General features: G+C 70.3%; 21 protein-coding genes. 8 read left to right on the forward strand and 13 right to left on the reverse strand.

The window, feature by feature from the left end; all coding sequences use genetic code 11:
* Positions 1 to 175 precede the first annotated feature (175 nt).
* From ABF401_RS02910 to ABF401_RS02930, 5 genes are all read left to right on the forward strand, one after another.
* The gene (locus ABF401_RS02910; RefSeq protein ID WP_353508035.1) at positions 176 to 2,800 is read left to right on the forward strand and encodes an ATP-dependent Clp protease ATP-binding subunit; all 2,625 of its coding nucleotides are present in this window, start codon (positions 176 to 178) and stop codon (positions 2,798 to 2,800) included.
* 161 nt (positions 2,801 to 2,961) lie between these two features.
* Entirely contained in the window at positions 2,962 to 3,696 is a 735-nt protein-coding gene (locus ABF401_RS02915; RefSeq protein WP_502908186.1) for an ABC transporter ATP-binding protein, read from the forward strand.
* Positions 3,693 to 5,021: an FtsX-like permease family protein gene (locus ABF401_RS02920; protein ID WP_353508036.1), complete on the forward strand. Its 1,329-nt coding sequence runs from the start codon at positions 3,693 to 3,695 to the stop codon at positions 5,019 to 5,021. The genes ABF401_RS02915 and ABF401_RS02920 overlap by 4 nt, the downstream gene beginning before the upstream one ends.
* A gap of 47 nt (positions 5,022 to 5,068) precedes the next feature.
* Positions 5,069 to 6,253: an LCP family protein gene (locus ABF401_RS02925; protein WP_353508037.1), complete on the forward strand. Its 1,185-nt coding sequence runs from the start codon at positions 5,069 to 5,071 to the stop codon at positions 6,251 to 6,253.
* Positions 6,250 to 6,771, forward strand: a complete 522-nt coding sequence (locus tag ABF401_RS02930; RefSeq protein ID WP_353508038.1) for an amino-acid N-acetyltransferase — start codon at positions 6,250 to 6,252, stop codon at positions 6,769 to 6,771. Before ABF401_RS02925 ends, ABF401_RS02930 begins: the two co-directional genes overlap by 4 nt.
* A 62-nt stretch (positions 6,772 to 6,833) precedes the next feature.
* On the opposite strand, the gene ABF401_RS02935 is transcribed toward ABF401_RS02930, so the two are convergent.
* From ABF401_RS02935 to ABF401_RS02945, 3 genes are read right to left on the reverse strand one after another with little or no spacing between them, the layout of a single operon-like run.
* On the reverse strand, positions 6,834 to 7,805 hold the full coding sequence (locus ABF401_RS02935; RefSeq protein ID WP_502908185.1) for an ABC transporter ATP-binding protein: 972 nt from the start codon (positions 7,803 to 7,805) through the stop codon (positions 6,834 to 6,836).
* Positions 7,802 to 8,602: an ABC transporter permease gene (locus ABF401_RS02940; protein WP_353508039.1), complete on the reverse strand. Its 801-nt coding sequence runs from the start codon at positions 8,600 to 8,602 to the stop codon at positions 7,802 to 7,804. The genes ABF401_RS02935 and ABF401_RS02940 overlap by 4 nt, the downstream gene beginning before the upstream one ends.
* Positions 8,595 to 9,314, reverse strand: a complete 720-nt coding sequence (locus ABF401_RS02945; protein ID WP_353508040.1) for an ABC transporter permease — start codon at positions 9,312 to 9,314, stop codon at positions 8,595 to 8,597. The genes ABF401_RS02940 and ABF401_RS02945 overlap by 8 nt, the downstream gene beginning before the upstream one ends.
* Positions 9,315 to 9,604: 290 nt before the next feature.
* Here ABF401_RS02945 and ABF401_RS02950 point away from each other — a divergent pair, with 290 nt between their 5' ends.
* The gene (locus tag ABF401_RS02950; protein WP_353508041.1) at positions 9,605 to 11,476 is read left to right on the forward strand and encodes an HNH endonuclease signature motif containing protein; all 1,872 of its coding nucleotides are present in this window, start codon (positions 9,605 to 9,607) and stop codon (positions 11,474 to 11,476) included.
* Positions 11,477 to 11,574: 98 nt separating this feature from the next.
* On the forward strand, positions 11,575 to 14,001 hold the full coding sequence (locus ABF401_RS02955; RefSeq protein WP_353508042.1) for a glycoside hydrolase family 31 protein: 2,427 nt from the start codon (positions 11,575 to 11,577) through the stop codon (positions 13,999 to 14,001).
* 194 nt (positions 14,002 to 14,195) lie between these two features.
* On the opposite strand, the gene ABF401_RS02960 is transcribed toward ABF401_RS02955, so the two are convergent.
* From ABF401_RS02960 to ABF401_RS03000, 9 genes are all read right to left on the reverse strand, one after another.
* A complete protein-coding gene (locus ABF401_RS02960) occupies positions 14,196 to 15,806 on the reverse strand; it encodes an alpha-amylase family protein (RefSeq protein ID WP_353508043.1) in 1,611 nt (536 codons plus the stop codon).
* Between the two features lie 54 nt (positions 15,807 to 15,860).
* Positions 15,861 to 17,288, reverse strand: coding sequence for an FAD-dependent oxidoreductase (locus ABF401_RS02965; RefSeq protein WP_353508044.1), 1,428 nt, complete (start codon positions 17,286 to 17,288; stop codon positions 15,861 to 15,863).
* 59 nt (positions 17,289 to 17,347) lie between these two features.
* Positions 17,348 to 18,184 (reverse strand): hypothetical protein, encoded by an 837-nt coding sequence (locus ABF401_RS02970; protein WP_353508045.1) that lies wholly within the window; start codon positions 18,182 to 18,184, stop codon positions 17,348 to 17,350.
* Position 18,185: 1 nt separating this feature from the next.
* On the reverse strand, positions 18,186 to 19,415 hold the full coding sequence (locus ABF401_RS02975) for an NRAMP family divalent metal transporter (protein WP_353508046.1): 1,230 nt from the start codon (positions 19,413 to 19,415) through the stop codon (positions 18,186 to 18,188).
* Positions 19,412 to 19,798, reverse strand: a complete 387-nt coding sequence (locus ABF401_RS02980) for a hypothetical protein (protein WP_353508047.1) — start codon at positions 19,796 to 19,798, stop codon at positions 19,412 to 19,414. The genes ABF401_RS02975 and ABF401_RS02980 overlap by 4 nt, the downstream gene beginning before the upstream one ends.
* Positions 19,799 to 19,960: 162 nt before the next feature.
* The gene (locus tag ABF401_RS02985; RefSeq protein WP_353508048.1) at positions 19,961 to 20,230 is read right to left on the reverse strand and encodes a DUF7218 family protein; all 270 of its coding nucleotides are present in this window, start codon (positions 20,228 to 20,230) and stop codon (positions 19,961 to 19,963) included.
* Positions 20,231 to 20,301: 71 nt separating this feature from the next.
* The gene (locus ABF401_RS02990; RefSeq protein WP_353508049.1) at positions 20,302 to 20,754 is read right to left on the reverse strand and encodes a hemerythrin domain-containing protein; all 453 of its coding nucleotides are present in this window, start codon (positions 20,752 to 20,754) and stop codon (positions 20,302 to 20,304) included.
* Between the two features lie 48 nt (positions 20,755 to 20,802).
* Positions 20,803 to 21,279: an SRPBCC family protein gene (locus ABF401_RS02995; RefSeq protein WP_353508050.1), complete on the reverse strand. Its 477-nt coding sequence runs from the start codon at positions 21,277 to 21,279 to the stop codon at positions 20,803 to 20,805.
* A gap of 9 nt (positions 21,280 to 21,288) precedes the next feature.
* Positions 21,289 to 22,893: a phytoene desaturase family protein gene (locus ABF401_RS03000; RefSeq protein ID WP_353508077.1), complete on the reverse strand. Its 1,605-nt coding sequence runs from the start codon at positions 22,891 to 22,893 to the stop codon at positions 21,289 to 21,291.
* Between the two features lie 126 nt (positions 22,894 to 23,019).
* On the opposite strand from ABF401_RS03000, the gene ABF401_RS03005 reads away from it, so the two are divergent.
* Complete coding sequence (locus tag ABF401_RS03005; RefSeq protein ID WP_353508051.1) at positions 23,020 to 24,093, forward strand: NAD-dependent epimerase/dehydratase family protein; 1,074 nt, start codon at positions 23,020 to 23,022, stop codon at positions 24,091 to 24,093.
* 21 nt (positions 24,094 to 24,114) lie between these two features.
* Here the strand turns inward: ABF401_RS03005 and ABF401_RS03010 are convergent, their stop codons facing one another.
* On the reverse strand, positions 24,115 to 24,684 hold the full coding sequence (locus ABF401_RS03010; protein ID WP_353508052.1) for a hypothetical protein: 570 nt from the start codon (positions 24,682 to 24,684) through the stop codon (positions 24,115 to 24,117).
* Positions 24,685 to 24,964: the final 280 nt, after the last annotated feature.

Below are 24,964 nucleotides of genomic sequence, written 5' to 3' on the forward strand. Positions count from 1 at the left end.
CGGGTAGTGGAAGGGGACCGCCCCGGCGGTTTCCGCTCACGGCGAACAGGAAGCCGAAACCTGAGGCAGGCAGGCTCAAGATGGGAACACGCACGCACAGGCTCGCGTTGTGCGGGGTGCCTGCTGACAGCGGGCGTGGATAGCATCGAGGTATCTCGATCAGGCAGGAGAAGACATGTTTGAACGGTTCACCGACCGGGCCCGACGGGTGGTGGTCCTGGCGCAGGAGGAAGCACGCCTGCTCAACCACAACTACATCGGCACCGAACACATCCTCCTGGGTCTGATCCACGAAGGCGAGGGCGTCGCTGCCAAGGCTCTGGAGAGTCTGGACATCTCCCTCGAGGGCGTGCGGGCACAGGTCCAGGAGATCATCGGCCAGGGCCAGCAGGCCCCCACCGGCCACATCCCCTTCACACCGCGGGCCAAGAAGGTCCTCGAGTACTCGCTCCGCGAGGCCCTGCAGCTCGGCCACAGCTACATCGGCACCGAGCACATCCTCCTCGGCCTGATCCGTGAGGGTGAGGGCGTCGCCGCGCAGGTCCTCGTCAAGCTCGGCGCCGAGCTCAACAAGGTCCGCCAGCAGGTCATCCAGCTGCTCTCCGGCTACCAGGGCCAGGGCGGCCAGGGCGAGAAGACCGGCGCCGGAGTCGGCCAGGCCACCGGCGAGGGCACCCCTGCAGGGAGCCTCGTCCTCGACCAGTTCGGCCGGAACCTGACGCAGGCGGCCCGCGAGGGCAAGCTCGACCCGGTCATCGGGCGCGAGACGGAGATCGAGCGGGTCATGCAGGTGCTGTCCCGCCGAACCAAGAACAACCCCGTCCTCATCGGCGAGCCCGGCGTCGGCAAGACCGCGGTCGTCGAGGGACTGGCCCAGGACATCGTCAAGGGCGAGGTTCCCGAGACGCTCAAGGACAAGCAGCTCTACACGCTCGACCTCGGCAGCCTCGTCGCAGGCAGCCGCTACCGCGGTGACTTCGAGGAGCGGCTGAAGAAGGTCCTCAAGGAGATCCGCACCCGCGGCGACATCATCATCTTCATCGACGAGATCCACACCCTCGTCGGTGCGGGTGCCGCCGAGGGCGCCATCGACGCCGCGAGCATCCTCAAGCCGATGCTCGCCCGCGGGGAGCTGCAGACGATCGGCGCGACGACGCTCGACGAGTACCGCAAGCACATCGAGAAGGACTCGGCGCTCGAGCGACGGTTCCAGCCCATCCAGGTGCAGGAGCCGACGCTGCCGCACGCCATCGAGATCCTCAAGGGCCTGCGGGACCGGTATGAGGCGCACCACCGCGTCACCATCACCGACGGCGCGCTGGTCGCGGCGGCCAACATGGCTGACCGCTACATCAACGACCGCTTCCTGCCCGACAAGGCGATCGACCTCATCGACGAGGCGGGCGCGCGCCTGCGCATCCGCCGGATGACGGCTCCGCCGGACCTGCGCGAGTTCGACGAGCGCATCGCCCACCTCGTCCGCGAGAAGGAGTCGGCGATCGACGGCCAGGACTTCGAGCGCGCCGCCCGGGTCCGCGACGAGGAGAAGCGGCTGCGCGCCGAGAAGGCCGAGCGTGAGGCCCAGTGGAAGTCCGGCGACATGGACGTCGTGGCCGAGGTCGATGAGGAGCTCATCGCCGAGGTCCTCGCCGCCAGCACCGGCATCCCGGTCTTCAAGCTGACCGAGGAGGAGTCGAGCCGACTGCTCCACATGGAGGACGAGCTGCACAAGCGGATCGTCGGCATGGACGACGCCGTCAAGGCCCTGTCCCAGGCCATCCGGCGCACCCGCGCCGGCCTGAAGGACCCGCGCCGTCCCGGTGGCTCGTTCATCTTCGCCGGTCCGACCGGTGTCGGTAAGACCGAGCTCGCCAAGACGCTCGCCGAGTTCCTCTTCGGCAGCGAGGACGCGCTCATCAGCCTCGACATGTCCGAGTACTCCGAGAAGCACACGGTGAGCCGGCTCTTCGGCTCCCCGCCCGGCTACGTCGGCTACGAGGAGGGCGGCCAGCTCACCGAGAAGGTCCGCCGCAAGCCGTTCTCGGTCGTGCTCTTCGACGAGGTGGAGAAGGCTCACCCGGAGATCTTCAACAGCCTCCTGCAGGTGCTCGAGGACGGCCGCCTCACCGACTCGCAGGGCCGGATGGTCGACTTCAAGAACACCGTCATCATCATGACGACCAACCTCGGCACCCGAGACATCTCCAAGGCGTCGATGGGCTTCTCGGCCGGGCCCGACAGCCGCTCCGACTACGAGCGGATGAAGGCGAAGGTCACGGATGAGCTCAAGCAGCACTTCCGGCCGGAGTTCCTCAACCGCGTCGACGAGGTCATCGTCTTCCCGCACCTGTCGCGCGACGAGATCACGCAGATCGTCGACCTCGAGATCGCCAAGCTGGACAAGCGGCTCAAGGACAAGGACATGGGCATCGAGCTCACGCCCGAGGCCAAGGACCTGCTCGCCAAGAAGGGCTACGACCCCGTGCTCGGCGCGCGGCCCCTGCGCCGCACGATCCAGCGCGAGATCGAGGACGCCCTTTCGGAGAAGATCCTCTACGCGGAGTTCAGCTCCGGCCAGTACGTCCGGATCAGCACCGAGGGCGAGGGCAAGGAGGAGCGGTTCACCTTCAGCAGCATGGCCCACCCCGGTCACCGCCCCGCCGACGACCTGCCCGAGCTGCCGGAAGGTGCGGCGCTCGACGAGGCACTCGGCGCCGACCTCGTCGGTGTCCCAGACCCGACCCGCGACGTGACCGGCAGCGCCGGGCCGAGCGCGGGGTCGGGCACCGAGACGGCCTGACCCGCCACCACCCGGAGGGGCCGAGGACGACGTCCTCGGCCCCTTCGTCATACCCAGGTCGTAGCCACGCCGCCCCACCTCCAGACCGACGGTCGACGCGGCGGGCGGCCTGCCCGGGCGAGCCTTGGGGCATGACACAGACTCAGACATCACGCAGCCGTATGCCGCTGGGCGCGCGCTCGCGGGACCGTTCCCTCCCAGCCCCCGACGGGCGCCTCATCGCGCGAGACCTTGTCATGCGCTACGGCTCCGCATCGGACGGCACACTTCCCGCGCTGGGCGGACTGTCGCTGACGATCCAGCCGGGCGAGAGCGTCGCCGTCATGGGGCCGTCGGGTTCCGGCAAGACGACCCTGCTCCACGTGCTCGCGGGCATCCTCGGCCCGACCTCGGGCCAGGTCCTCTGGAACGACCGGGACGTGGCCAGGCTCAGCGATGCCGACCGGACGCTGCTGCGGCGGCAGGACTTCGGCTTCGTCTTCCAGCAGGGCATGCTGCTGCCGGAGCTGCCCGCGGTGGAGAACGTCGCGCTGCCGCTGATGCTCGGCGGCGTCCGTCGGAGCGAGGCGTCGGGCCGGGCCCGGGCGCTCTTCGAACCACTCGGCCTTGCCGGCCTGGAGCGGCGCCGGCCCGGCGAGCTCTCCGGAGGGCAGGCACAGCGGGTGGCCATCGCCCGGGCCCTCGTCGGGCGTCCGGGTGTCGTCTTCGCCGACGAGCCGACCGGCGCGCTCGACCAGTCGACGAGTGCCGAGGTGATGCGGCACCTGACCGCCCTCACCTCCCACAGCGGCGCGTCGCTCGTCGTGGTGACGCACGACGAGAACGTTGCAGCGTGGTGCTCCCGCATCGTGCGCATGCGTGACGGCCGCATCGACGGCGCGGAGGTGCAGGCATGACCGCGGCGCTCTCCCTGTGGTGGCGCATGCGCACCTTGGACGCCAGGGACGACCGGGTGCCCGGGCTGCTGTCGGTCATCGCCTTCGCCGTCGCGACGGGCGCGCTGCTCGTCAGCCTCGGCGGCCTGCACGGGTTCGAGACGCGGAACGCCGCTGACGTGTCCGGCCCGGACGCCCTCTGGCCGACGATCGGGGAGACCTACGTGACGCTGGCCTGGGTGGCCGTCACCTGCCTCGTCATCCCGATCCTCACCCTCGGCGGCGTCGCGGCTCGGCTGGCCATTGCCCGTCGTGACCAACGGCTCGCCGCCCTGCGCCTCAGCGGCGCCACGTCCGCCCAGGTCACCGTCATGACGCTCGCCGAAGCGGCGACCCAGGCGCTCCTCGGCGCCCTGGCGGGCGTGTTCGTCTATGCGGCGGCCCTGCCCCTCGTGGCGCAGCTGAGCTTCCAGGGGCGGACCTTCGAGGTGTCAGAGCTCATCCTGCCGATCGGCCAGGTCGCCCTCGTCGTCGTTGCCGTCGTCGCGGTCGCCCTCAGCTCGGGACTCTCCTCCTTGGCCAAGGTCGTCATCGGACCGCTCGGCGTGGCGGCGCGGACGACACCGCGCCGGCTCAGCGCCGGGCGACTGGTCGCGGCCGTGATCGTCGGGGTCGTCTGGTTCGTCGCGATCAACTCGATGGACCGGCCGGCCCGCGCCACCGCCGTCGTCGTCCTGTCCGCGATGATCCTCGCCGTCAACGGCCTTGGCCCGTGGGTCGTCATGGTGGCCGGGCGGGTCGCCGCCCGGTTCGCGCCCACGTCGGCCACCCTGCTGGCCGCCCGGCGCATCGTCGACGACCCGAGAAGCACCTGGCGGGCGGTGGGCGCCCTCGGCCTGGGCATCATCGTGACCGGGTTCACGACGCTCGCGACCTCGGAGGCGAGCCAGCAACGCGCCGCCGATGCCGTCATGGCCAGGGACATGTCGACCGGCGCCATGGTGACGCTCGCGATCATCACGGTCATCGCGGCGACGTCGACCGGCGTCGTCCAGGCCGCGCGGGTGCTCGACCAGCGGGCCCAGTACCGCGCGCTCAGCCTCGCCGGCACTCCCCTGTCGACCCTGCACCGGGCGCGCTCCCACGAGATCGGGCTCCCGCTGGCCGTGACGGTCGTCCTCTCCGCTGGTTTCGTCCTGGTCCTCATGCTGCCGTTCCTGTCGTACCTGGACATGACGCTCGTCATCCGGTTCCTCGTGGCGGCGGCCGTCTCCGCGGCGACGATGATGGTGTCGGTGGCGGCCTCGCGGGGCCTCGTCCGCCGGGCGGCGGGCGTGACGCCCTGATCGGTGTCGCCCCCTGACACGGAGGTCCGGTCGTCTACGGTTTCCCTGTGATCCTCGGACCTGCACGTCACCGCCGGGTGGCCGCCCTCACCGCGTCGGTCGCCACCGTTGCACTGCTGGCCGCCTGCACCGGAGACTCCGAGCCTCGGGCGGGCGGCACCAGCGCGGGCGGGGTGACAACCCCGACGGGCGCGCCGGCGCCAACGGCCCCTGTCGAGGGCGCCCCAGCTGACCTGGCCTCGCTCGTCGAGCGCCTCTACGGCGGCGCCGACCTCGGTAAGGCGGCCAACGCCGAGACCGCCAAGGTCCTCGCCGGACGAACCGGACCTGGCTCGACCGTGCCGGCGGGTGCCAAGGCGGCCGTGGGTTCCTGGTTCGACACGCCGATCGCCGTGGTCACGGCCGGGGACGACGTGACCTTGGCCGTGGGCCCGACGTGGCAGGTCGTCGGAGGCTGGTGGCCGTCGCTCGGCACGAAGGGCCCCGCCCTGGGCGGCGGCCCACGCTGGGTGCTCGCGCTGGGCTCCGATGCGCGCAAGGGACAGAACCTGGCCCGCTCACGGGCCGACACGCTCCAGGTCGTCGGCCTCGACGGCACCGGAGGCGGTGGCGTCATGGGAATGGCCCGGGACCTCTGGGTGCCACTCAGCACCGGTGGCAAGGGCAAGATCAACTCCGCGATGGCACTCGGCGGGCCGGCAGCTCAGCTCGCCACCGTCCGCAAGGCGACCGGACTGCCGATCGAGGGCTATGCCGTCATCGGCTTCGAGGGCTTCAAGAAGCTCATCGACGACCAGGGCGGCATCCCCATCGTCGTCCCGGAGACGGTCAACGCCTCGCACGCCCGCCTCGTCATCAAGAAGGGTGCGCGGGTGCTCAGCGGCAAGGAGGCCCTCGCCTACGCCCGCGAGCGCAAGACCCTGCCCGATGGCGACTTCGGACGCTCGCGGCATCAAGGGCAGCTCCTTGTCGCCGCGGCGATCAAGGCCAAGCTTGCCGGGCCGATCGCGGTGCCCGGCGCCCTGACCAGCTTCAGCAGCGTGGGCCAGAGCGACCTCTCCGCCGAGGAGATGCTCACCTTCGCCGCCGGCCTCTACCGGGTCAATCCCACCAAGGTCGGACGCGGGGTCGCGGCTGGGCCCTTCGGCTGGGCCGGATCCCAGTCCATCGTCGTGCTCGGTGACCAGGCTCGGCGGCTCTTCGCGTCGTTCGCGGACGGCAACCTCTCGTGACCTCGACCCCGTCAACTGACGATGTGGTGCTCCGGCGTGCCCGAACCTCCGATGTCAAGGGAATCCGCTCCCTCGTCGCGCCGCTGGCCGAGCGCCGGGTGCTCGTGAGCAAGGAGGCGGTGACCTACTACGAGAGCGTCCAGGAGTTCGTCGTCGCCGAGCGCGACGGCATCCTCGTCGGCTGCGGGGCCCTGCACGTCATGTGGGAGGACCTTGCGGAGATTCGCACGCTCGCCGTGACCGACCACCTGCTCGGCACCGGCCTCGGTGGCCGCATCCTCGAGTCCCTCGTCGAGGACGCCCGCCAGCTCGGGGTCCGCCGGCTCTTCTGTCTCACCTTCGAGGTGCCGTTCTTCACCCGTCACGGCTTCGTGCCGATCGAGGGTCAAGCGGTCTCGGCCGAGGTCTACGCCGAGCTGCTCCGCTCCTACGACGAAGGCGTCGCCGAGTTCCTCGACCTGGAGCGCGTCAAGCCCAACACGTTGGGCAACACCAGGATGCTCCGCACGCTTGAATAGCCCGTATGCCGCTGAGTTCACTTCCAGCGCAAGCCAGCTCAGCGGCATACCCCTTTGTTTGTCTACTCGCGGGAGGTCGCGTAGATCCGGCGGACGACATCCTCGATGTCAGGCTCCTCGATCGTCAGGTCGCGAACCTCCGCGCGACGGGACACCTCGGCGAGCACTGCCGCAGCCGTCGTCTGCGCCGGGTCAAAGGCGAGCCGCTGGCGCAGGCCATCGGACTCGAACCCGACGAGCCGCGCCCTCGCGACTCCCTCGAGGGGCGACGTCGGCTCGGCCAGGTCGATGACGAGAAGTCGCTCGGCACCCACCGTGGCCGCAAGGCCCTGGAGGGTCCCGTCGAAGGCCAGTCGGCCGTGGTCGACGACGAGCACCCGGTCGCAGAGCCGCTCGATGTCGCCCATGTCGTGGGTGGTGAGCAGCAGCGTGGTGCCGAGCTGGCGGCGCTCCTCGACGAGGAACTCACGAAGCCGCTGCTTGGACAGCACGTCGAGGCCGATCGTGGGCTCGTCGAGGATGAGCAGCCGAGGCGAGTGCAGCAGGGCAGCGGCGATCTCGGCGCGCATCCGTTGCCCGAGCGACAGGGAGCGCACAGGTGTGTCGAGCTGCGGACCCATCTCGAGCTGGTCGACGAGCCGAGCCGTGCGGGCCCGCGCCTCAGCGGGATCCAGCCGATGGATCGCGGCGAGAATGGTGAAGGACTCGTGCAGCGGCAGGTCCCACCACAGCTGCGACCGCTGGCCGAAGACGACCCCGACCTGACGGGCCACGTCGATCCGTTGCCCCATCGGGTCGAGTCCGCACGTCCGCGCCAGGCCGGAGGTCGGTTTGAGAATGCCGGTCAGCATCTTGATCGTCGTCGACTTGCCGGCTCCGTTGGCGCCGATGTAGCCGACGGCCTCGCCCGGCTGGATGGCGAAGGTCATGTGGTCGACCGCCCGGGTGCGCCGCGCGCCACGCCGGAAGTCGCGGACCAGGTCCTGCGTCTCGATGATCGGTGCCGACGCGGTGTCGACGGGTGTCACGGTCAACCCCCTGCTCCCTGGTAGCGGCGCGTGCCGGCCCGCCAGCAGATGCCGGCGATGACCCAGGCGAAGACTGCTGCGAGCGGCGTGCACCAGGCCAGCCAGGTCGGTGTGAGCACGTTACCCGGCAGGTCGAGGATGGCGATTGCCGGGAGGTAGGCGACGAACGCGGTCGGGACGACGAAGGTCCAGAAGATCCGCAGCGGATCGGGGAAGACGCGCTGCGGTTGCTGGGCGGCGTAGGAACCGCCGTAGGTGAGGGCGTTCGTGAGCTCCGCCCCGTCGACGACGAAGAACTGCAGACCACCGGCAGCGGTGAAGAGCGCGGAGAAGATGGCGGTTCCGCTGACGACAGAAAGGATCAGCAGGACGACAGTTCCTGTGTCCCAAGCGATGTGAGCCTTTGTCAGGGCAATCGCGAGGACGATGACGGCCACGGTGAGCCGCCCGATCCTGCGCAGGGAGATCTCGCTCGACATGAACTGGGCGAGGAGCGGCAGCGGCCGCACGTAGAACGCGTCGATCGTGCCGGCGCGAATGTACGTGGGCAGCTGGTCGAGATGGCCAACGACCATGTCGGCGAGCGAGAAACAGATGTTGGACAGCGCAAAGACGAGCAGGGCTGCCGTGAAGTCGAGCCCGCCGAGGACATCGACGTTGTGGAAGATGACCCAGACCTCTGCGAGCTCCGTGAGCCCGACGCCCACCGTTCCGAGGATGTCGGTGACGAACGACGTACGGTACTGCAGCTGCGCGCGGATGCGGGAGCGGAGGATGGCTCGATAGGGCGTCAGGTCAACCACCCTGTACCTCCAGACGGCGACGGCCACGGTGCAGGACCACCTGCCCGAGCGCAATGATGGCCGCTCCCCAGGCCACCTGCCCCGCGAGGGTTGTCCAGATGGCGCCTCCATCGACGCGTCCGGAGAGGATGTCGAGCGGGTTCTGGAGCATCGCGGGGAACGGCGTCCACTGCGCGAACGTGTGAAGCCAGTCGGGGAACCACGGGATGGGCACGTAGAGACCGCAGAGGAAGCCGGACGTGATCATCCAGACCAGCCGAATGCCGCGCACCTCGATGACCCAGAAGGCCAGCAGGTTGACGATGAAGGTGCCGGCGAACGCGACCACGACGGCAAGGACGACCGAGACGAGGCCGAGGACCCACGAGTCCAGCCCGGGCGGGGCTGCGAGGTCATAGAGCAGGGCGCCGATGAGCAGCGTTGGTGCGCCACGCACCATGAGGCTGATCCCCGCGCGACCGAGATCTCCTGCGAGGTAGGTGAGCTGCGGGTTGAGCGGCCGGAGGAAGTCGATCGCGATGTCGCCGGTGCGCACCCTGTCGCCGACCTCCTGGAAGCCCCAGATGTTCACCGCGCCGAGCAAGGCCTGACCCCACCACACGAAGGCGAGCACCGTGGGAGCGTCGTATCCGCCGATCTGGCTCCCTGCGGACGTGACCGCGGCAACGAGCACGGACGCACGGATGAGGCCGAAGACGGAGTTCGTCGTCATCCCGGCCAGCATGGCCAAGCGATAGGTGGAGTGCCGCCGGAAGCCTGCTCTGACCAGTAGGGCGAAGGTTCTCATCGGTCAGCCAGCATGGCGCAGGACCGTCCCCATGCGTAGGTCAACTGCCAAAGCCAACCTCGTGCCGTATGCCGCTGGGCTCGCAGCATCGGGCCGATTCCGTTGCGCTGCAGTTGAGTCCGCGTAGTCCGCTGTGGAAAAGTCTTGCGGCGATGTTCGAACATGTGTTGGAATGGGGGTAGCCGGTTCCGTGTCGTCAGGGAGGGGGACCGTTCGTGTCGTACCTGCACCCGGACGACGTGCTGGCCCGCTCCGTGGCCTTGGCCGAACCGCTCGGCGACGGCTCGGGGGACGCCTGGGACGAGGTGTGGGGCGAGGAGGACTGGCAGGAGCGGGTGCTCGCGGCCCAGCTGGAGCAGGCGACGCTGGTCCCGGGCGTCTACGAGCAGCTGAGCCCGCAGGCGCTGGCCGACTACCCGATCCGGCCCCTGGCACCCGCCGATGAGAGCGCCGTGGGCACCGCGGGCAGCGACGACGGCGACGGGCCCGCGGATGGACCGGTCGGGTTGAGCCTGCGGGAGGCCGGGGAGGCGATCCTGGCCCGGGTCGAGGCGCTGGAGGCGGACCGCTCCCGCCTCGACGGGCGGATCGTGGACGCGTACGGGGCGCTACACACCGTGCTGGATGCGCAGCTCGCGCACCGGGTCGAGGGCATCTTGGGGTACGCCGCGGCCGGGGTGAGCGCCGGCGAGCTGGCCGTGATGGAGCTGACCACGGCGACCGCGGTCCCGGCCGGCGAAGCGGCCCGCCGGCTGCGGCTGGCCACCGACCGGGACGGCTGCGCCGGGCTGCGCTCCCGGCTGGCCGCCGGGACGGTGTCGCTGCTGCACGCCGCGCTGATTGCCCAGGAGTGCGCCGCGCTGGCCGCCGCCGAGGGACTCGACCAGGAGCGGGCCGCTCAGGTCACCGGGGCCGTGACCGAGCGGGTGCTGACGCTGCTGCCGGACGGGTCCCGGCCCGGGCACGCGCTGATCCGGGCCCGGCTGACCCGGGTGCTCAAGAAGCTGGCCGATCCCGCCGCGACCCGTGCCCGCCGGACCCGGGCACGGGCCCGGCGGGCGCTGTGGGGACAGCTGGACGAGGACGGGATGGGCGTGCTCTCGCTGCGCACCGGCGCCGAGGCGGTGGTCGCGGTCCTGGACCGGGTCGAGCACCTGGCCCGGGCGATGCGTCAGGCCGGTGACCCGCGCACCCTGGACCAGCTGCGGGCCGACCTCGCGGCGGAGGCGCTGCTGCGGCACGGCTACGGCCCATGCCCCACCCACGCCGTCGCCGCCTCCGCGGGCGCCGCCGCTCCGACCGGTGACACGGACGACGGCGCGAGCGGCGACGTGGACGGCGGTGACCACGGGAATGACGCCGTCGACGTCGACGGGAATGGCGACGGCGACGGGTTCGGTGGGCAGGGCCCGGGGTGTGGCTGCGCCCCGGCCGCGCCGCCGGCGACGGCGTGGATCGTGGTCCCGTTCGAGGTCGCCACCGGCGCCAGCAACGCCGCCTGCGAGCGGCCCGGACACGGCTGGGTCACCGCCGAACACGCCCGCGCGGTCATCACCGCGCCCGGCTCGGTGTGGCGCTGGCTGGCCGTCGACCACGCCACCGGACGAGCCCTGCAACTGGGCACCGACCGGTACCGGCCCACCCCGGCGATGACCGAACAGGTCCGCGCGATCGACGGGCACTGCCGCGGCCCCGGCTGCCAGATCCCGGCCAACCGCTGCGACCTCGACCACCACGTGCCCTACCCGCACGGGCCGACCAGCGTTTCCAACCTCGGCCCGCTGCACCGGCGCCACCACAACCTCAAGACCGCCGGGCTGTGGGACTGCACCCCACTGCCCGACACGGGGCCGGGCATCGCGGCGACGCTGGCCGCCCGCAACCAGCGCGGCCTGGCCTGGCGCACCCTGACCGGACGCGACTACATCACCTACCCCAAGTCATGGACCGAGGCACTCGGTGACCCCGACGCCCCCGAGCACGCCCCACCGTCCCGGCGCCCACCCGAGACCCCCCGACAGCGCCGCGCCCGCGAAGCCCGGGAACGACGGCAACGCCCCGACTGGAACGACCCACCACCGTTCTGAAATCCGATGAGTTCCTCGCGGCATCGCATGTCACGCCGGGGCCGACATAGGTTGGACGTGCTGACCACGTCAAGCCCGACCGGCCCACGAGGAGAAGCATGCTGCCGACCGACCACTTCATCCGTTTCGAGCGCATCATGTCAGCGGAGCAGACTGCACGCGGCCTGATCGCCGAGGTGCACACCGAGAAGCTGCGGATCGACCTCGTGCGCGATGACGTCGTGCGGATCAAGATCAGCCGCGGCGGGGTGTTCGACGAGGCGCCCACGCACGCCGTCTGCGCTGATCCCCTTGCGGAGCCCGTCCAGTTCCAGTTCGAGCGCGACGAGGAGCGCGTCCGGCTGACGACGTCCGGCCTGGTGGTCTCGCTGTGGCTGGACCCGTTCCGGATCGATGTCCACCGCCCTGACGGCACCCCGGTCGTCGAGGCCGCCGCCGATGAGCAGGGTCGGTACTGGACGTACGCAACCCTCAACGACGCCTTCACGATCCGCCGTCGGTGCGGTGGAGCGGATCGCATCTTCGGCCTGGGCGAGAAGAGCGGCCGGCATGACCGGAAGGGACGCGACTTCACCCTCTGGAACAACGACGTCCTGAGCGAGGTCGGCTCCCTGGAGTTCACCTCCGGCAAGGAGCCCGGCGACCCGCGCGGCGACCGCACGAGCACCGAGTTCGACCCCTATTACGTGAGCGTGCCCTTCTTCCATCACCAGCTGTACCCGCATGGGCAGATGAGCGCGTCGTTCGTCGACAACGGCTACCGCGGCCACTACGAGTTCTCGCCCGCCAACGAGTACCGCATCACCTTCGACGGCGGGCAGTACACCGAGTACGTCTTCGCCGGACCGCACATGCCGTCCATCCTCCAGTCGTACACCGACCTCACCGGCAGGATGCAGCTGCCGCCGCTGTGGGCGCTCGGGTACCACCAGTGCCGGTGGCACAAGTACGACCAAGCCGCGGTGGAAGCACTCGGGCAACGGCATCGCGACGACGACTTCCCGTGCGACGCGCTCTGGCTCGACATCGACTACATGGACGGCTACCGCGTCTTCACGTGGGACACCGAGTCCTTCCCGGATGGTCCAGGCATGGTCAAGCGCCTGCGAGAGAAGGGGTTCCGCGTCATCACCATCATCGACCCCGGCGTGAAGCACGAGCCCGGCTACTGGGTCTTTGACCAAGGACTCGAGCGCGACTTGTTCTGCCGTACCGAGGGTGGCGACGTGTACGTCGGCCAGGTGTGGCCGGGCAACACCGCCTTTCCGGACTTCGTGACCGAGGAGGCGCGTGCCTGGTGGGGCGAGCTCAACGCGGCCCACGTCCAGTCCGGGCTCGCCGGCATCTGGAACGACATGAACGAGCCCGCGACCGGGGTCATCTCCTCCAAGACAATGCGGTTCGGGCACGGCGAGTTCCCGCACGAGCGCTACCACAACCAGTACGCACTGCTCATGGCGATGGGCACGACCGAGGGACTGCTCGAGGCCATGCCCGAGCGCCGCACCTTCATCCTCACGCGGGCGGGTTTCGCGGGGATTCAGCGGTATGCCGCCAACTGGATGGGAGACAACCAGTCACGCTGGGACCACTTGTGGCTGAGCATCACCATGGGCTGCGGCTTCGGCGTCTCGGGCCAGCCGTTCGTCGGAGCCGACATCGGCGGTTTCCAGGGAAACGCCAACGCCGAGCTGTTCCTGCGCTGGATGCAGTACGGCGCCCTCACGCCGTTCTGCCGCAACCACTCGGAGACGGGCTACATCGACCAGTACGCCTGGGCCTTCGGTGAGGTCATCCACGACCTCGTGCGTGCGGCGGTGCGGCTGCGATACCGGCTCCTGCCGTACATCTATGCGTCCTTCGTCCGCTCGTCGGAGACCGCAGAGCCGGTGCAGCGCCCCCTCGTCTTCGACTTCCAGTACGAGTCCGCTGCCGCGGACATCGACGACGAGTACCTCTTCGGCCACGACCTGCTCGTGGCACCCGTCGACGAGCCGGGGATGACGGCCCGTCAGGTCTACCTGCCGGCCGGCGGCTGGTACGACTGGTTCGGTGACGAGGCCGACGAACCGCATGTCGGCCGGAGCTATGTCATCGCGCCCACCCCGATGGACCGGATCCCCGTCTACGCCCGCGCCGGCTCCGTGATCCCGATGTGGCCGGAGGCCCCGCCCTCCACCGACGGCTACCACCCCGAGGTCGTCGAGCTGCACCTCTTCGTGCCCTTGGGCGATGGCCACTACGAGTCCCGGCTCGTCGAGGACGACGGCCTCACCTTCGCCTCCCGCGACGGAGCCCACCTGTCCACCACGTTCACCGTGACCCGCAGCGGTGACGACGTCATGCTTACGGGCGAGGCGACCGGCGACGGCTATCCCGAGTTCCGGCGCACCGCCTTCCGGCTCGTCGTCCACGGAGCGCAACCCGACACGGTTCGCCACGACGGCTCGGACGTGTCGCCCACCGATGGCGGGTTCGTCCTGCCCAACGGCGGCAGGGACCTCCAGGTCGAGTTCTCCGCCTGACGAGATGGCCGGCTGACCAGCAAAGCCAGCCCAGCGGCATACGGCTCGGGAGAATTGACGGGAAGGGTCCACGGGTCGCCTGCCGCACGAGCGTGAGTCCGGCACGGCTATCCCGTCACTTCTCCCACCGAAACTGCCTAGGCACGAACTGCCCACTCGACACACGAGCCAACCCAGCGGCATACGGCATCGTCTCAACCCGGCGCGGGACCGTGTGAGCGGCGCAGGCGGATCCAGCGAAACCCGTAGGGGCCGACCTCGAGGCGCGTCGGGTCGAGCTCCCCGTCGTACGGGTGGTCGGAGAAGACCTCGACCGGTGGCTGGTCCCCGACGGGGACGTCGTGCAGCTCGACGAGCTGGGGCGAGTCTCCGAGGTTGTGCACGAAGAGGATCACTCCGGTGGAACCTTCGGCCACGTGGGCGAGGACCGGTGCGGGAGTGTCGTCGATGATCCGGTGGCTGCCGGCTCCGATCTCCTCGCACTCGCGCAGGGTGTGCAGCATCCGGTCGAACCAGGTGAGCTGCGAGTCCGGCATGAGCCGCTGGTCGGTGACATTGACGTCCTTGAAGCCGTAGGGCGACGCCTCGACGAGCGGACGCAGCAGGCGCTCCTGCGGTGCCGTCGAGAAGCCGCCGTTCTCGGTGCCCGACCACTGCATCGGAGTCCGGATCGCGTCACGCTCAGGGAGCTCAAGGTTCTCCCCCATGCCGATCTCGTCGCCGTACCGCAGCACCGGCGTACCCGGCAGGGTGAACTGGAGGCTGTACGCCAGTCGGACCCGCGCCTCCTCCCCGTCGAGCATCGGCGCGAGCCGCCGCCGGATGCCACGCTCGTACAGCTGGTGCTCCGGATCGGGCCCGAACGCCGCGAACACCTCGGCCCGCTCGCCGGGACTGAGCTGCGACAGGTCGACCTCGTCATGGTTGCGCAGGAAGGTCGCCCAGGCCGCATTGCGGGGCAGCGGAGGCAGGGAGGTGAGCGCCTCGGCGAGGGCGCTCGCGTCCCTCCGCGCCAGGGAGAGCATGAGCGCCTCGTTGAGGCGGAACGCGAAGAGCATGTGGACCCGGCTGGCGCCACCGTCGGCATCGCCGAAGAACTCGAGCAGCTCATCGTCGGGCACGTGCGCCTCGGCGAGGAAGATCGCGTCACCGCGCAGCCAGGACAGGCGGTCGCGCAGCTCGACGAGGAACCCATGGGCACGCCCCTCGGCGCCGTCAGCCGTCATCTTCTCGATGAGGAACGGCGCGCCGTCGAGGCGGAATCCGCTGACGCCCAAGCGCTCCCAGAACGTGAGGATCTTCTTCATCTCCGAGCGCACCTGGGGGTTGAGCACGTTGAGGTCCGGTTGGAAGGCGTAGAAGCGGTGGTGGTACCACGCCCCGGCCGTCTCGTCGTAGGTCCAGGTGGACTCCTGGACGCCGGGGAAGACCATGCCCTCGTCCCGGTGCTCCGGCTCGTCCTCGGACCACACGTACCAGTCCCGGTACGGCGAGCGGGGATCGGAGCGAGCCGCCTGGAACCACGGGTGCTGGTCGCTCGTGTGGTTGAGGACGAGGTCGAGCATGACCCGGATGCCGCGCTCGTCGCACTCGTCCATGAACTCCGCGAAGTCCCCGAGACTGCCGAGCGCCGGATCGATGTCGTAGTGGTTGGCGACGTCGTAGCCGCCGTCGCGGAAGGGCGTGGGGTGGATCGGGTTCAGCCACAGGATGCTGATCCCGAGGCGGCTCAAGTGGTCGAGCCGGCTCGTCAGGCCGGCGAAGTCGCCGATCCCGTCACCGTTGGAGTCCTGGAACAGTCGCACGTCAAGGCTGTAGATCACCCCGCTGCGGTACCACCGTGCTGTCACTCCAGACCCCTACCCAGCCCTACCGCCCTCGATGTCGATCGGCCTGACCGCCGGCCCCGCGATGACCTGGCCGTCCGAGTCGAACCGCGAGCCGTGGCAGTGGCAGTCCCACGTCTCCTCGGCGACGTTCCACCGGAGCCGGCACCCCATGTGCGAGCACCGCGGCGCCTCCCGCCTCAGCTCGCCGGTCACGAGCTGGGCGGCGACCTTGAGGTTGCCGGTGACGAGCTTTGGCACCGAGCGCATGCCGTCGGTGCGTCGCGAGTCGAAGACGGGGAGCCAGGCAGGGTCACGGCCGGCCAACAGGTCGCTGAGCATGAGTCCGGCCGCGCTGCCGTTGGACAGCCCCCACTTGCCGAGGCCCGTTGCCACATGGACGTGCTGGTGAAGTGGGCTGCGGCCGACATAGGGGACGCGGTCCGGCGTCACGTAGTCATGGGCGCTCCACCGGTGTGACACCTCGATCACGTCGAAGGTGTCGCGGGTCCACTGCTCGAGGTCTGCGTAGCGGCCCTCCGTGTCGACGTCCGCGCCGACCTCGTGCCCGCCGCCCACGACGATGAGCCCCTCTGGCCCGGCGTCCGGCCAGGGGCGCGTGGACCGCACCGGCTCGTCGAGCGAGATCGTCATCTCGACAGGCGCCGCGTGACGCAGGCGCACGGCCAGGCCGTAGGACAGGCTCGGCCTGGTGCGCGCGAAGTAGCCGCCGAGCAGGCCGATGGGCAGGAGCGTGGCCACCACGGCACTCGTTGCCTCGACCGTGCCTGCCTGGGTCTCGGCCGTGACCCGGCCGTGCGCCTCCGCGACGTGGGTCACGCGGCTGCCCTCGTGGATGGTGCCGCCCGCCGCGACGAGGGCGTCCGCGAGCCCTTCGAGGTAGTGACGGGGGTGCACGTGCAGCTGGTTGGTGAATCGCACCCCGGCGGTGATGGGGAAGGGCAGGCCTGACTCGTTGACGAGCGTCGCGGGAAGTCCGAGGCGCTGCGCCGCCACCGCCTCGTCCTCCATGACCCCAATCCCCTTGGCGTCGTTTGACGTCGTGTAGACGAGGGCGTCCGCGCGGGTCGGCGAGCAGTCGATGTCGAGCTCCTCGACGAGGTCGGCGACGAGGTCGACGCCGGCCCGGTTCGCGTCGGCATACTGGCGGGCCCGGTCGACGCCGGCCCACTCGACGAGGTGGGCATAGATCAGCGAGTGTTGTGCCGTCACCTTGCCGGTCGTGTAGCCGGTGGTCCCATCACCGATCCGACGGGCCTCGAGCACGACGACGCGCATCCCCGCACGCGCGGCGAGCAGTGCCGTGGTCAACCCGGAGATGCCAGCGCCCACGACGACGACGTCGGCCTCGGCGTCACCTGCCAAGGGCGGCGCCGGCTCCCTGCGGTGGCTGGGAACCTCGAGCCACACGCTGCCGTGCCTGCCTGCCGGAGTGCTCATGACCTTGCCTTTCGTCGTGGTGGTCCCGATGCCGTATGCCGCTGAGCCGGCTTCCCGGGTCAGCCGTCCCGGGCGTGGTGCGGGTGCCTTCGGTCGTCACGCGTCGCGACGATGATGCGAGCGGGGTCGAGGCGGATCTCGGTGACGTCCGCAACGTCGATGAGCAGGTCGTGCCGCTGGAGCCGTCGGAAGAACCGGTGGAGCAGGAGCGGGCCGAGGTCCGGGTCCGCGTGGTATCCGAGCTCCGTCCCGAGGACCGACTGGGTGCACTGGATGTGGGTCACCCGCCACGGCTCGGACCTCGAGTCGCAGCGCAGCTCGATGACGGTCCCCAGCCGGTGGCCCGTGTCGTCGACGACGGGGGCCCGCAGCAGGTCGCTGACCCAGCGACAGCCCGGCAGCGGCGGCCGGGTGGGTGGCTCGAGCACGTTGACCGGCCGGCTCGGGCCGCCTCCCTCATCGCGCGCCGGATCCGCTCCGCCCTTGGCACCGGGGATGCGGGAGACGACGAAACGGCGGAGCCAGTGCTCGAGCTCGAAGCTCTCGGCGAGCGCCTTGGTCGACGGGGCATCGACGGTGATCGCCGACCCGAGGGCGGCGATGTGGCCGACCGGGATGACCGTGGGCTGGGGATCGGAGTCGGTGCTCAACCGTCGCCACACCGCGCCGACCCATGTGCCGAGGCGCCCGGGCAGTCGCTGGCTCAGGGCTCCGATTCCGACGGCACAGCCGGTGACCGCCAGCGCTGTCCCGGTCGGCGTCAGCTCGAGGTCGTCGATGTTGCCCACCAGCTCCTTCTCCGGGCCGACGACCTGATGATCCAGCACGCGCAGGACGACGTCGAGGCGCGCGGGCCGGTTCACCGGGTGCCCTCTCGCCGCCAGGTCACCAGCCATGTCACTGCCCCGCTCTCGTCAGGATCATCAGCGGGACCGCCGCCAGGGCGGCCACCACCACGACGACCAGATAGACCGTCCCCAGCGTGTTGGCAAGGCGGCCGTTGACGTACGTGCCCATGTAGGTCCGGTCGTTGGCCACGACCAGGATCGGGAAGTAGGTCAGGGGGAGCGCCACGGCGCTGAAGACGATCGAGTACTCGGTGAGCATGATCGGGTCGGCGGTGGTCAGCAGCATTCCAACGGCGACGATGGTGCTGAGCAGGATGACGGTGTGGAAGCGGGCGGCCCGAAGCGGCTCGACGAACTTGCCCCACTGCCACCCGAAGTACTGCGCGATGCTGTAGCCGACCGAGAGACCCGTCTCGCAGGCCGCGCCGAAGGTGGCGGCGAAGAAGCCGAGGAGCGCGAAGGCCAGACCCAGCTTGCCGAGGGCAATGCCGACGGGGAGCCCGACCTGGCTGAGGCTGTCGACCTGGATGCCCTGTGGGAAGTAGACGACCGCGGCCACGCCGGCGATGGCGAGCGACAGGAGCCCGCCGAGGGGGAAGCCGATGAAGACGTTGGCGCGCATCAGCCCGAGGTCCTTCTTGCCCCACCCCTCCTCGACCCCTCCGCTCGAGAAGAAGAAGACCTCATAGGGCGTCATGGCGGCGCCGAAGAGAGCGATCGCGTAGTAGAAGTACACGGGCAGCGTCTCGCCCTCCGGCACCGCGGGGCGACTTGCCGACTCCCAGAGGGCGGACCAGTCCGGACCGAGCTGCCACAGGGCGACCGCGAAGACGATGAGGGCGAGGCCGGCGAGACCGAAGACGTTCTCGAGGACGGAGAACCGAACTCTCCAGAGGACGATCCAGACGGTCGCGCCGACCACGGGCATCCACAGGTACGGGTTGACGCTCGTCACGAGCTCGAGGGCGAGCGCCACGCCGCCGATCTCGGCCGCCAAGGTCAGCAGGGTGACAGCCATCGAGGCCGCGAGGCTGAGCAACCCCATCCTCGGACCGAGCCGCTCGCGGATGAGGTCGAAGGTCGCGCGTCCGCTCACGGCGGCGACCCGACCGCTCATCTCTGCGAACACACAGATGCCGATGATGCCGACGATCACGACCCAGGCAAGGGAGAACCCGAAGCGGGCGCCGACGAGACCGTTGGCGACGAGGTCGCCGATGTCGACGAAGCCACCGATCGCCGTGAGGATCCCGAGGGCGACGGCAAAGACCTTCTTCACTGGAGTGCCTCGGCGTGCTGGTCCATGGTGTCTGCGGTCCGACGCAGCTCGCTGGCGACCGTCCTCATGGCGTGCGAGTCGCCACGCCGAACCGCTATCCGGGCCTCGGCGAGCAGGTCGCCCGTGGTTCCGAGCTGGTCGAGCACCTCACGGCGGAGCTGGTCGAGCGCGGGATCAGGCGGATCCACGGTGCCGAAGCTCGCCTCGACCGGGCCGATCGCCTCCTCCGCCTCGGTGACGACGGTGTCGGCGTAGGCCGCCGTGATGCGCTCGTCGACCCGGGCATCGAGCGCCAGGGCCGCCACTCTGGACGTGGACACGGCGGAGTCGAGCGCACCGATCGCGTTGTGCTGGAAGGCTCCCGAGTCGAGCGCAGGAGCCACGCATCCCGACAGGACCAGACACGCCGCGGCGGTGGCCCACCACGGTGACCTCATCGGCGTCCGCTCAGGAGCGTGTGCACCAGGAAGCCGAGCAGCCCGATGAACACGAGCCAGCCGAGGGCGAGGGCGAAGCCCTCGGTCATGACCATGACGCGCGACCGATCAATGGTTGCGCAGGGCCCTGATGAGCTCGCCCTTGTCCATCCGCGACCGGCCCTCGATACCGATCTCTCGGGCGCGCTTGAGCAGCCTGTCCTTGGTCCAGTCCTCGTAGTCGCCCGACGAGCCGCCCTTGCGGCCGACGGAGCTGCGGGAGGACTTGGCTGCGGCGTTCGAGATGCGGGCGGCCTTCTCCTTGCTCGCACCGTCCTCACGCAGCGACTCATACATCTTCTTGTCCTTGACGGACGGGCCGGGGCCACGACGAGGCATGATCTTTCCTTTCTCCGAGTTGTGGAGACGCCTCTCCCGTACCCCTGCCAGCCGCCTGCAACCGGCGCCGATCAGCGCGGCCGAAGTGACTGCAGAGCCTGCTCCTTGGCGGCGGTGAACTGCTCGCCGAGCTCGCTGAGCTGCTGGTTGTTCGCTGCCTTGCCGAAGGCGGGGAGGATCTGCTCCTCCTCCTCCTCGATGTGATGCCGCACCTCGCCGATCATCGCCGCGATGAGCCCGTCGACGCCGGGAGCGCCCGGATCCGAAGCCAGCAGCTGATCCAGCGTCTCCTCGACGTGGTGGTGCTCCTCGAGCCCGTCGTCGACGTCCGACGACTCGTCGGGCACGGTCGCCTTGATCGCCGGGTAGACCACCTGCTCCTCGGCCTTGGAGTGCGGGACGAGCATCTCCTGCACCTGACGCAGGAGGTCGGGGATCTCGGTCGGCTCTGCCTTCTCGAGCTTCTTGAAGACGGCCTCGAGTTTCTGGTGGTCTTCCTTGATCAGCGTGACGACACCGGACATGTGCGCCTTCCCTTCGGGTCGGTGGTGGTGGGAACAGTTGCCGCTCTGTTACTGCCTTGTGCTCGCTACCCGCTGGAGCTGAGTCGAGTCCGCGACCTTGCGCTCGGCGAGGTACGCCAGCCGCTTCAGCGCCTCACCGTTGCGGGCCGTCAGCATCGGGTCGCGCACCGGGCGGGGAACGACCTTGGCAGGTCCGGCCGTGGCGTCCTCGGTCATGACGACACGCGTCCCGCCCTCCTCGGCGGTGCACTCCAGGCGGACCCGGCCCTCCCCGGTCGGCCAGGCTCGGACCTTGAGCTCGATCGCGCGGGGCCGATCGATGCTGACGACCGACGTCGTGTCGTCGATGAGCATCGGCCACAGGCCGACGGAATGGTGGATCTGGCTACCAGCCTGGGGCCACGTGCCGTCGACCTCCCGGATCCGCGCTGCACCGACGACCCATGAGGCGAAGCTCCATCCGTCCGCGAGGACCTCGAAGACGTCGTCGGGCGCGCAGCGCATGAAGCGAGTGGTGCGGCTCATGGTCGTTCCTTACCCACCCGGGCGGCTCGACACCGGGACCAGCCGCCGCTGGGCCAGCCGCAGCCGGTCGTGGAGAAGGGCTGCCCGCGCGGCATTCGACCCGCAGGCACCGTGGACGCCGCCCCCCGGATGTGCCGATGCCGACGCCAGGTAGAGGCCCCGGATCGGCGTCTCCGCTCGTCCACGCCCCGCAACCGGACGCCAGAAGAGCTGCTGGTGCATCGCCGACGTGCCGCCGTTGACCGCTCCGCCGACGAGGTTCTCGTTCCGCCGCTCGAGTGCCGCTGGCCCGAGCGCCCGACGGTCGAGGATCGTCTCGTGGAAGCCGGGGGCGAACTCCGCGATCCGGGACTCCACGTGGGTCGCGAGCTGCTCGGCCTGCGCCTCGTCAACCGGGTCGGCTGGCGCGCGATCCGCGGCGGAGGCACGTTGCGGGACATGGATGTAGGCCCACATGGACTCGCTCCCCTCCGGTGCTCGAGTGGGATCGGTGGCCGCCATCTGGCCGAGGATGACGAGCCCGCGCTCGGGCAACCGGCCCGCGGCGAGCTCGGCCCCGGCGATGGCGAGCGCCGCGACACTGTCGGCGAGGTGGACCGTCCCCGGCATGAGGTCCGGTCCCGCGGCCCACGGGACGGGCCGGCTCAGGGCCCAGTCGATCTTGACCGTTCCGAGGTCCCACTCGAAGGCACCCATCCGGCGGCGCAGCCGATCCGGCAGCTCGGACCAGGGCACCAGGCCGCCGAAGAGGGCCGGCGCGCTGACATCCGCCAGGACAGCCCGGCTCGCCCGGATCAGCTCCCCCGAGTCCAGCCGGACCCCGACTGCCTGGCCGGACCGGACGACCACCTCTCGCACATGGGCCCCGGTCCGCACCCGGCCGCCCCCTGCCTCCAGCCGTTTCAGCAGCGCCGCAGTGAGCTGCCCGGCGCCGCCGCGCGGCACGGGGAAGCCATGGGACTGCCCGAGCATGACGAGCAGCAGGCCCATGAGACCGGAGCCCGGCGCGTCCATCGGGATGTCGGCATGAGCCGCATTGCCGGCCAGGAGCAGCTTGGGCGCCTCGCCGCCGAACCACTCGTCGCCCAGCCGCCGCGCCGGGAGCAGGAGCTCGCGCAGGAATGCCAGCCCGCCCAGTCGCGGCGCCTTGAGGCCGAGCCGCACACCGGGCCGGACGGGCGGGAAGGGGGTGAGCAGCGCCCCGATCAGGTCCTCGCCCATCTGGTCCCACAGGGAGCAGGCTCGCATCCACGCCTCCCCGTCGCCACGGTGGAGTTCGTCGAGAGCGGCCGCAGTGTCCTCCGGCCGTGGATGGACGAGTGCCCACCGGCCTCCTCGGAGCGGATTGCCGACCGGCGCAGGCGCCCGCACCCATTCGACGCCGAAACGCTCGAGGCCCAGCCCCTGGATCGTCGGCGACGCCGCCGCGAGTGGGTAGAAGGAGCTGAACGTGTCGTGGATCCACCCCGGTCTGACGTCCTCGGCGCTGCGCACCGCGCCGCCCGCTGTCGGCTGCGCCTCGAGGACGAGGACCTGCCATCCAGCGTCGGTCAGGAGGTTGGCCGCGACGAGGCCGTTGGGCCCGCTGCCGATCACCACCGCGTCATGCTGCATCCCGTCCACGGCCCCTCCCCTACCCATCTCGACGCAGCGGGGCCGGCCCGTCGCCGACCAACCACATGGCCCACCGACCCTGTGGTTGGTCGCCGGGAACGGGTAACCATCGGGCACGGAGGTGCCATGCGCATCACAGTCATCGGCGGGACCGGCAACATCGGTTCGGCGACGGTAGCCCGGCTCGCGCACGAGGGGCACGAGGTCACGGCTGCGGCGAGACGGCTGCCCCGCCCCGACCGGATCGGCAGCGTGGCCACCTGGTGTCACGTTGATGTGACCGCGCCCTCGGCGGCTGAAGACCTGGCCCAGCTGCTCCGTGGAGCCGATGCGTGTGTGTACGCAGCATGGGCGATCCAGCCCATGCGGCGCACGAACTACCAGGAGCAGGTCGGGGTGCAGGGGCTCACCCGCACCATCGCCGCCTGCAGGGTTGCCGGAGTGCGCCAGCTCGTGGTGCTGAGCTCGACCGGGGCCTACACACCGGGCCGAGATGGGCGCCGGGTCGACGAGTCGCACCCCGTGACGGGTAACCCCAGGTGCTCCTACAGCCGACAGAAGGCTGCTACGGAAGCCGTGATCGCAACGGCGCTCGGGACCGTGGACCTCAGCGACCGACTCGTCATCAGCTGCCCGCGTCCCACCCTGGTGGCCCAACGATCAGCTGCCGGCGCACTCGGACGGGTCGGCGTGCCACCGATCCTCCCCCGGCGCCTCCTGCCGCACCTACCGGTCATGCCGCTTGGTCGAAACGCGCAGCTGCAGGTGGTGCACGCGGACGACGTGGCCGACGCCATCGCCCGGATCATCGAGTCCCGGCTCCCCGGCCCGGTCAATCTCGCGGCGCCGGATGTCCTGGGACCGCGAGAGATTGCTGCGCCGTTGGGAGGCAGGCCGTTACGGCTGCCGGCCAAGCTGCTGCTCCGCCTCACGGACGCACTCTGGGCGGCACATCTCTTGCCGCTCGAGGGAGGATGGCTGCACATGGCCACGGAGGTGCCCCTGGTCGACAGCGCCCGGGCGCACCGGGAGCTCGGCTGGCAGGCCGGGCATTCGGGAGCCGACAGCTGGCGGGAGCTGGTCGAGGCGGTGGCGCGCGCGGACGGAGGGAACACCCCGGCCACGCGGCGGCGCTCGATGATGGACGATGCCCTGCGACTCGTCACCTCTGGGCCCGTGACGCGCAGGACGCGGACCTGACCACGGCGTGCTCTGCCGCCGTCAGCTCTGCCGGTCGCCGTCCTGCGTGGCTTGCTCGAGGTCCTCGTCGGAGAGGAGCCGCACGTCCGGGTCGGCGGTGTCCGTCTGCGCCGGGATGCGGAGCTCGTCCATGTAGGGCGTGGGCTTGCCCCGCCGGTAGTCGAGGAACTCCTTGGCGTAGTACTCCCGAGCCTGCTCCGCCGTCTTCTCGCCCGTCACGATGTCGTGCGCGAGGTTGAGCGCCAGGGTGTTCGCCTCCTCGTCATGACACCGCGCGGAGAGCTCGCCGACCGTGCGCTCGACGACGACGCTCCCATCGAAGATGGCCAGGGCGGACACCTTGCCCGGCGGCACACGGTAGTCGATGACGGACTCCACGGCGTCGATGTGTGGCGCCGGGAAGTCGTGCCGGTGGGCGGCCCTGGTCGCCACGACCCGTTTCCAGGGGCCGACCCCGTGCCAGACCAGCTGCTCCTGCGTGGTCTCCTGCGGCTCGCCGTACGCGTCGAGGACGAGTTGCGCGGCCTCCTTCGAGTCGTCCGGCCACGCGGCGATGATCTCCGATGCCTGGTTCCGCGTCTGGGTGGACATGTCAGATCACCTCCGGGTCGGTGGGTGGTGCGGGCTCCGACGGACTCGGTGGGCCCGGGTGGGAGGGAGTGGGATACGGCTCCGGGAAGGGCGCCGGACCCGGAGTGGGATCCGGACCGGGGAACGGCCCCGGCGGAGGCGGGTCTGGCGCAGGGCCGGGCTCCGGGGGCGGCATCGGCCGGTCCGGGGGTTCCGGGATCGTGTCCGACCTCGGTGTCGTCCGCGGTGTCGTCGGCGGCGTGGTCTGCGTCATCATGAGCGGCGCCTACCCCGAGGGTGC

This window comes from Intrasporangium sp. (genome assembly GCF_040414665.1).
Taxonomy (GTDB): domain Bacteria; phylum Actinomycetota; class Actinomycetes; order Actinomycetales; family Dermatophilaceae; genus Intrasporangium.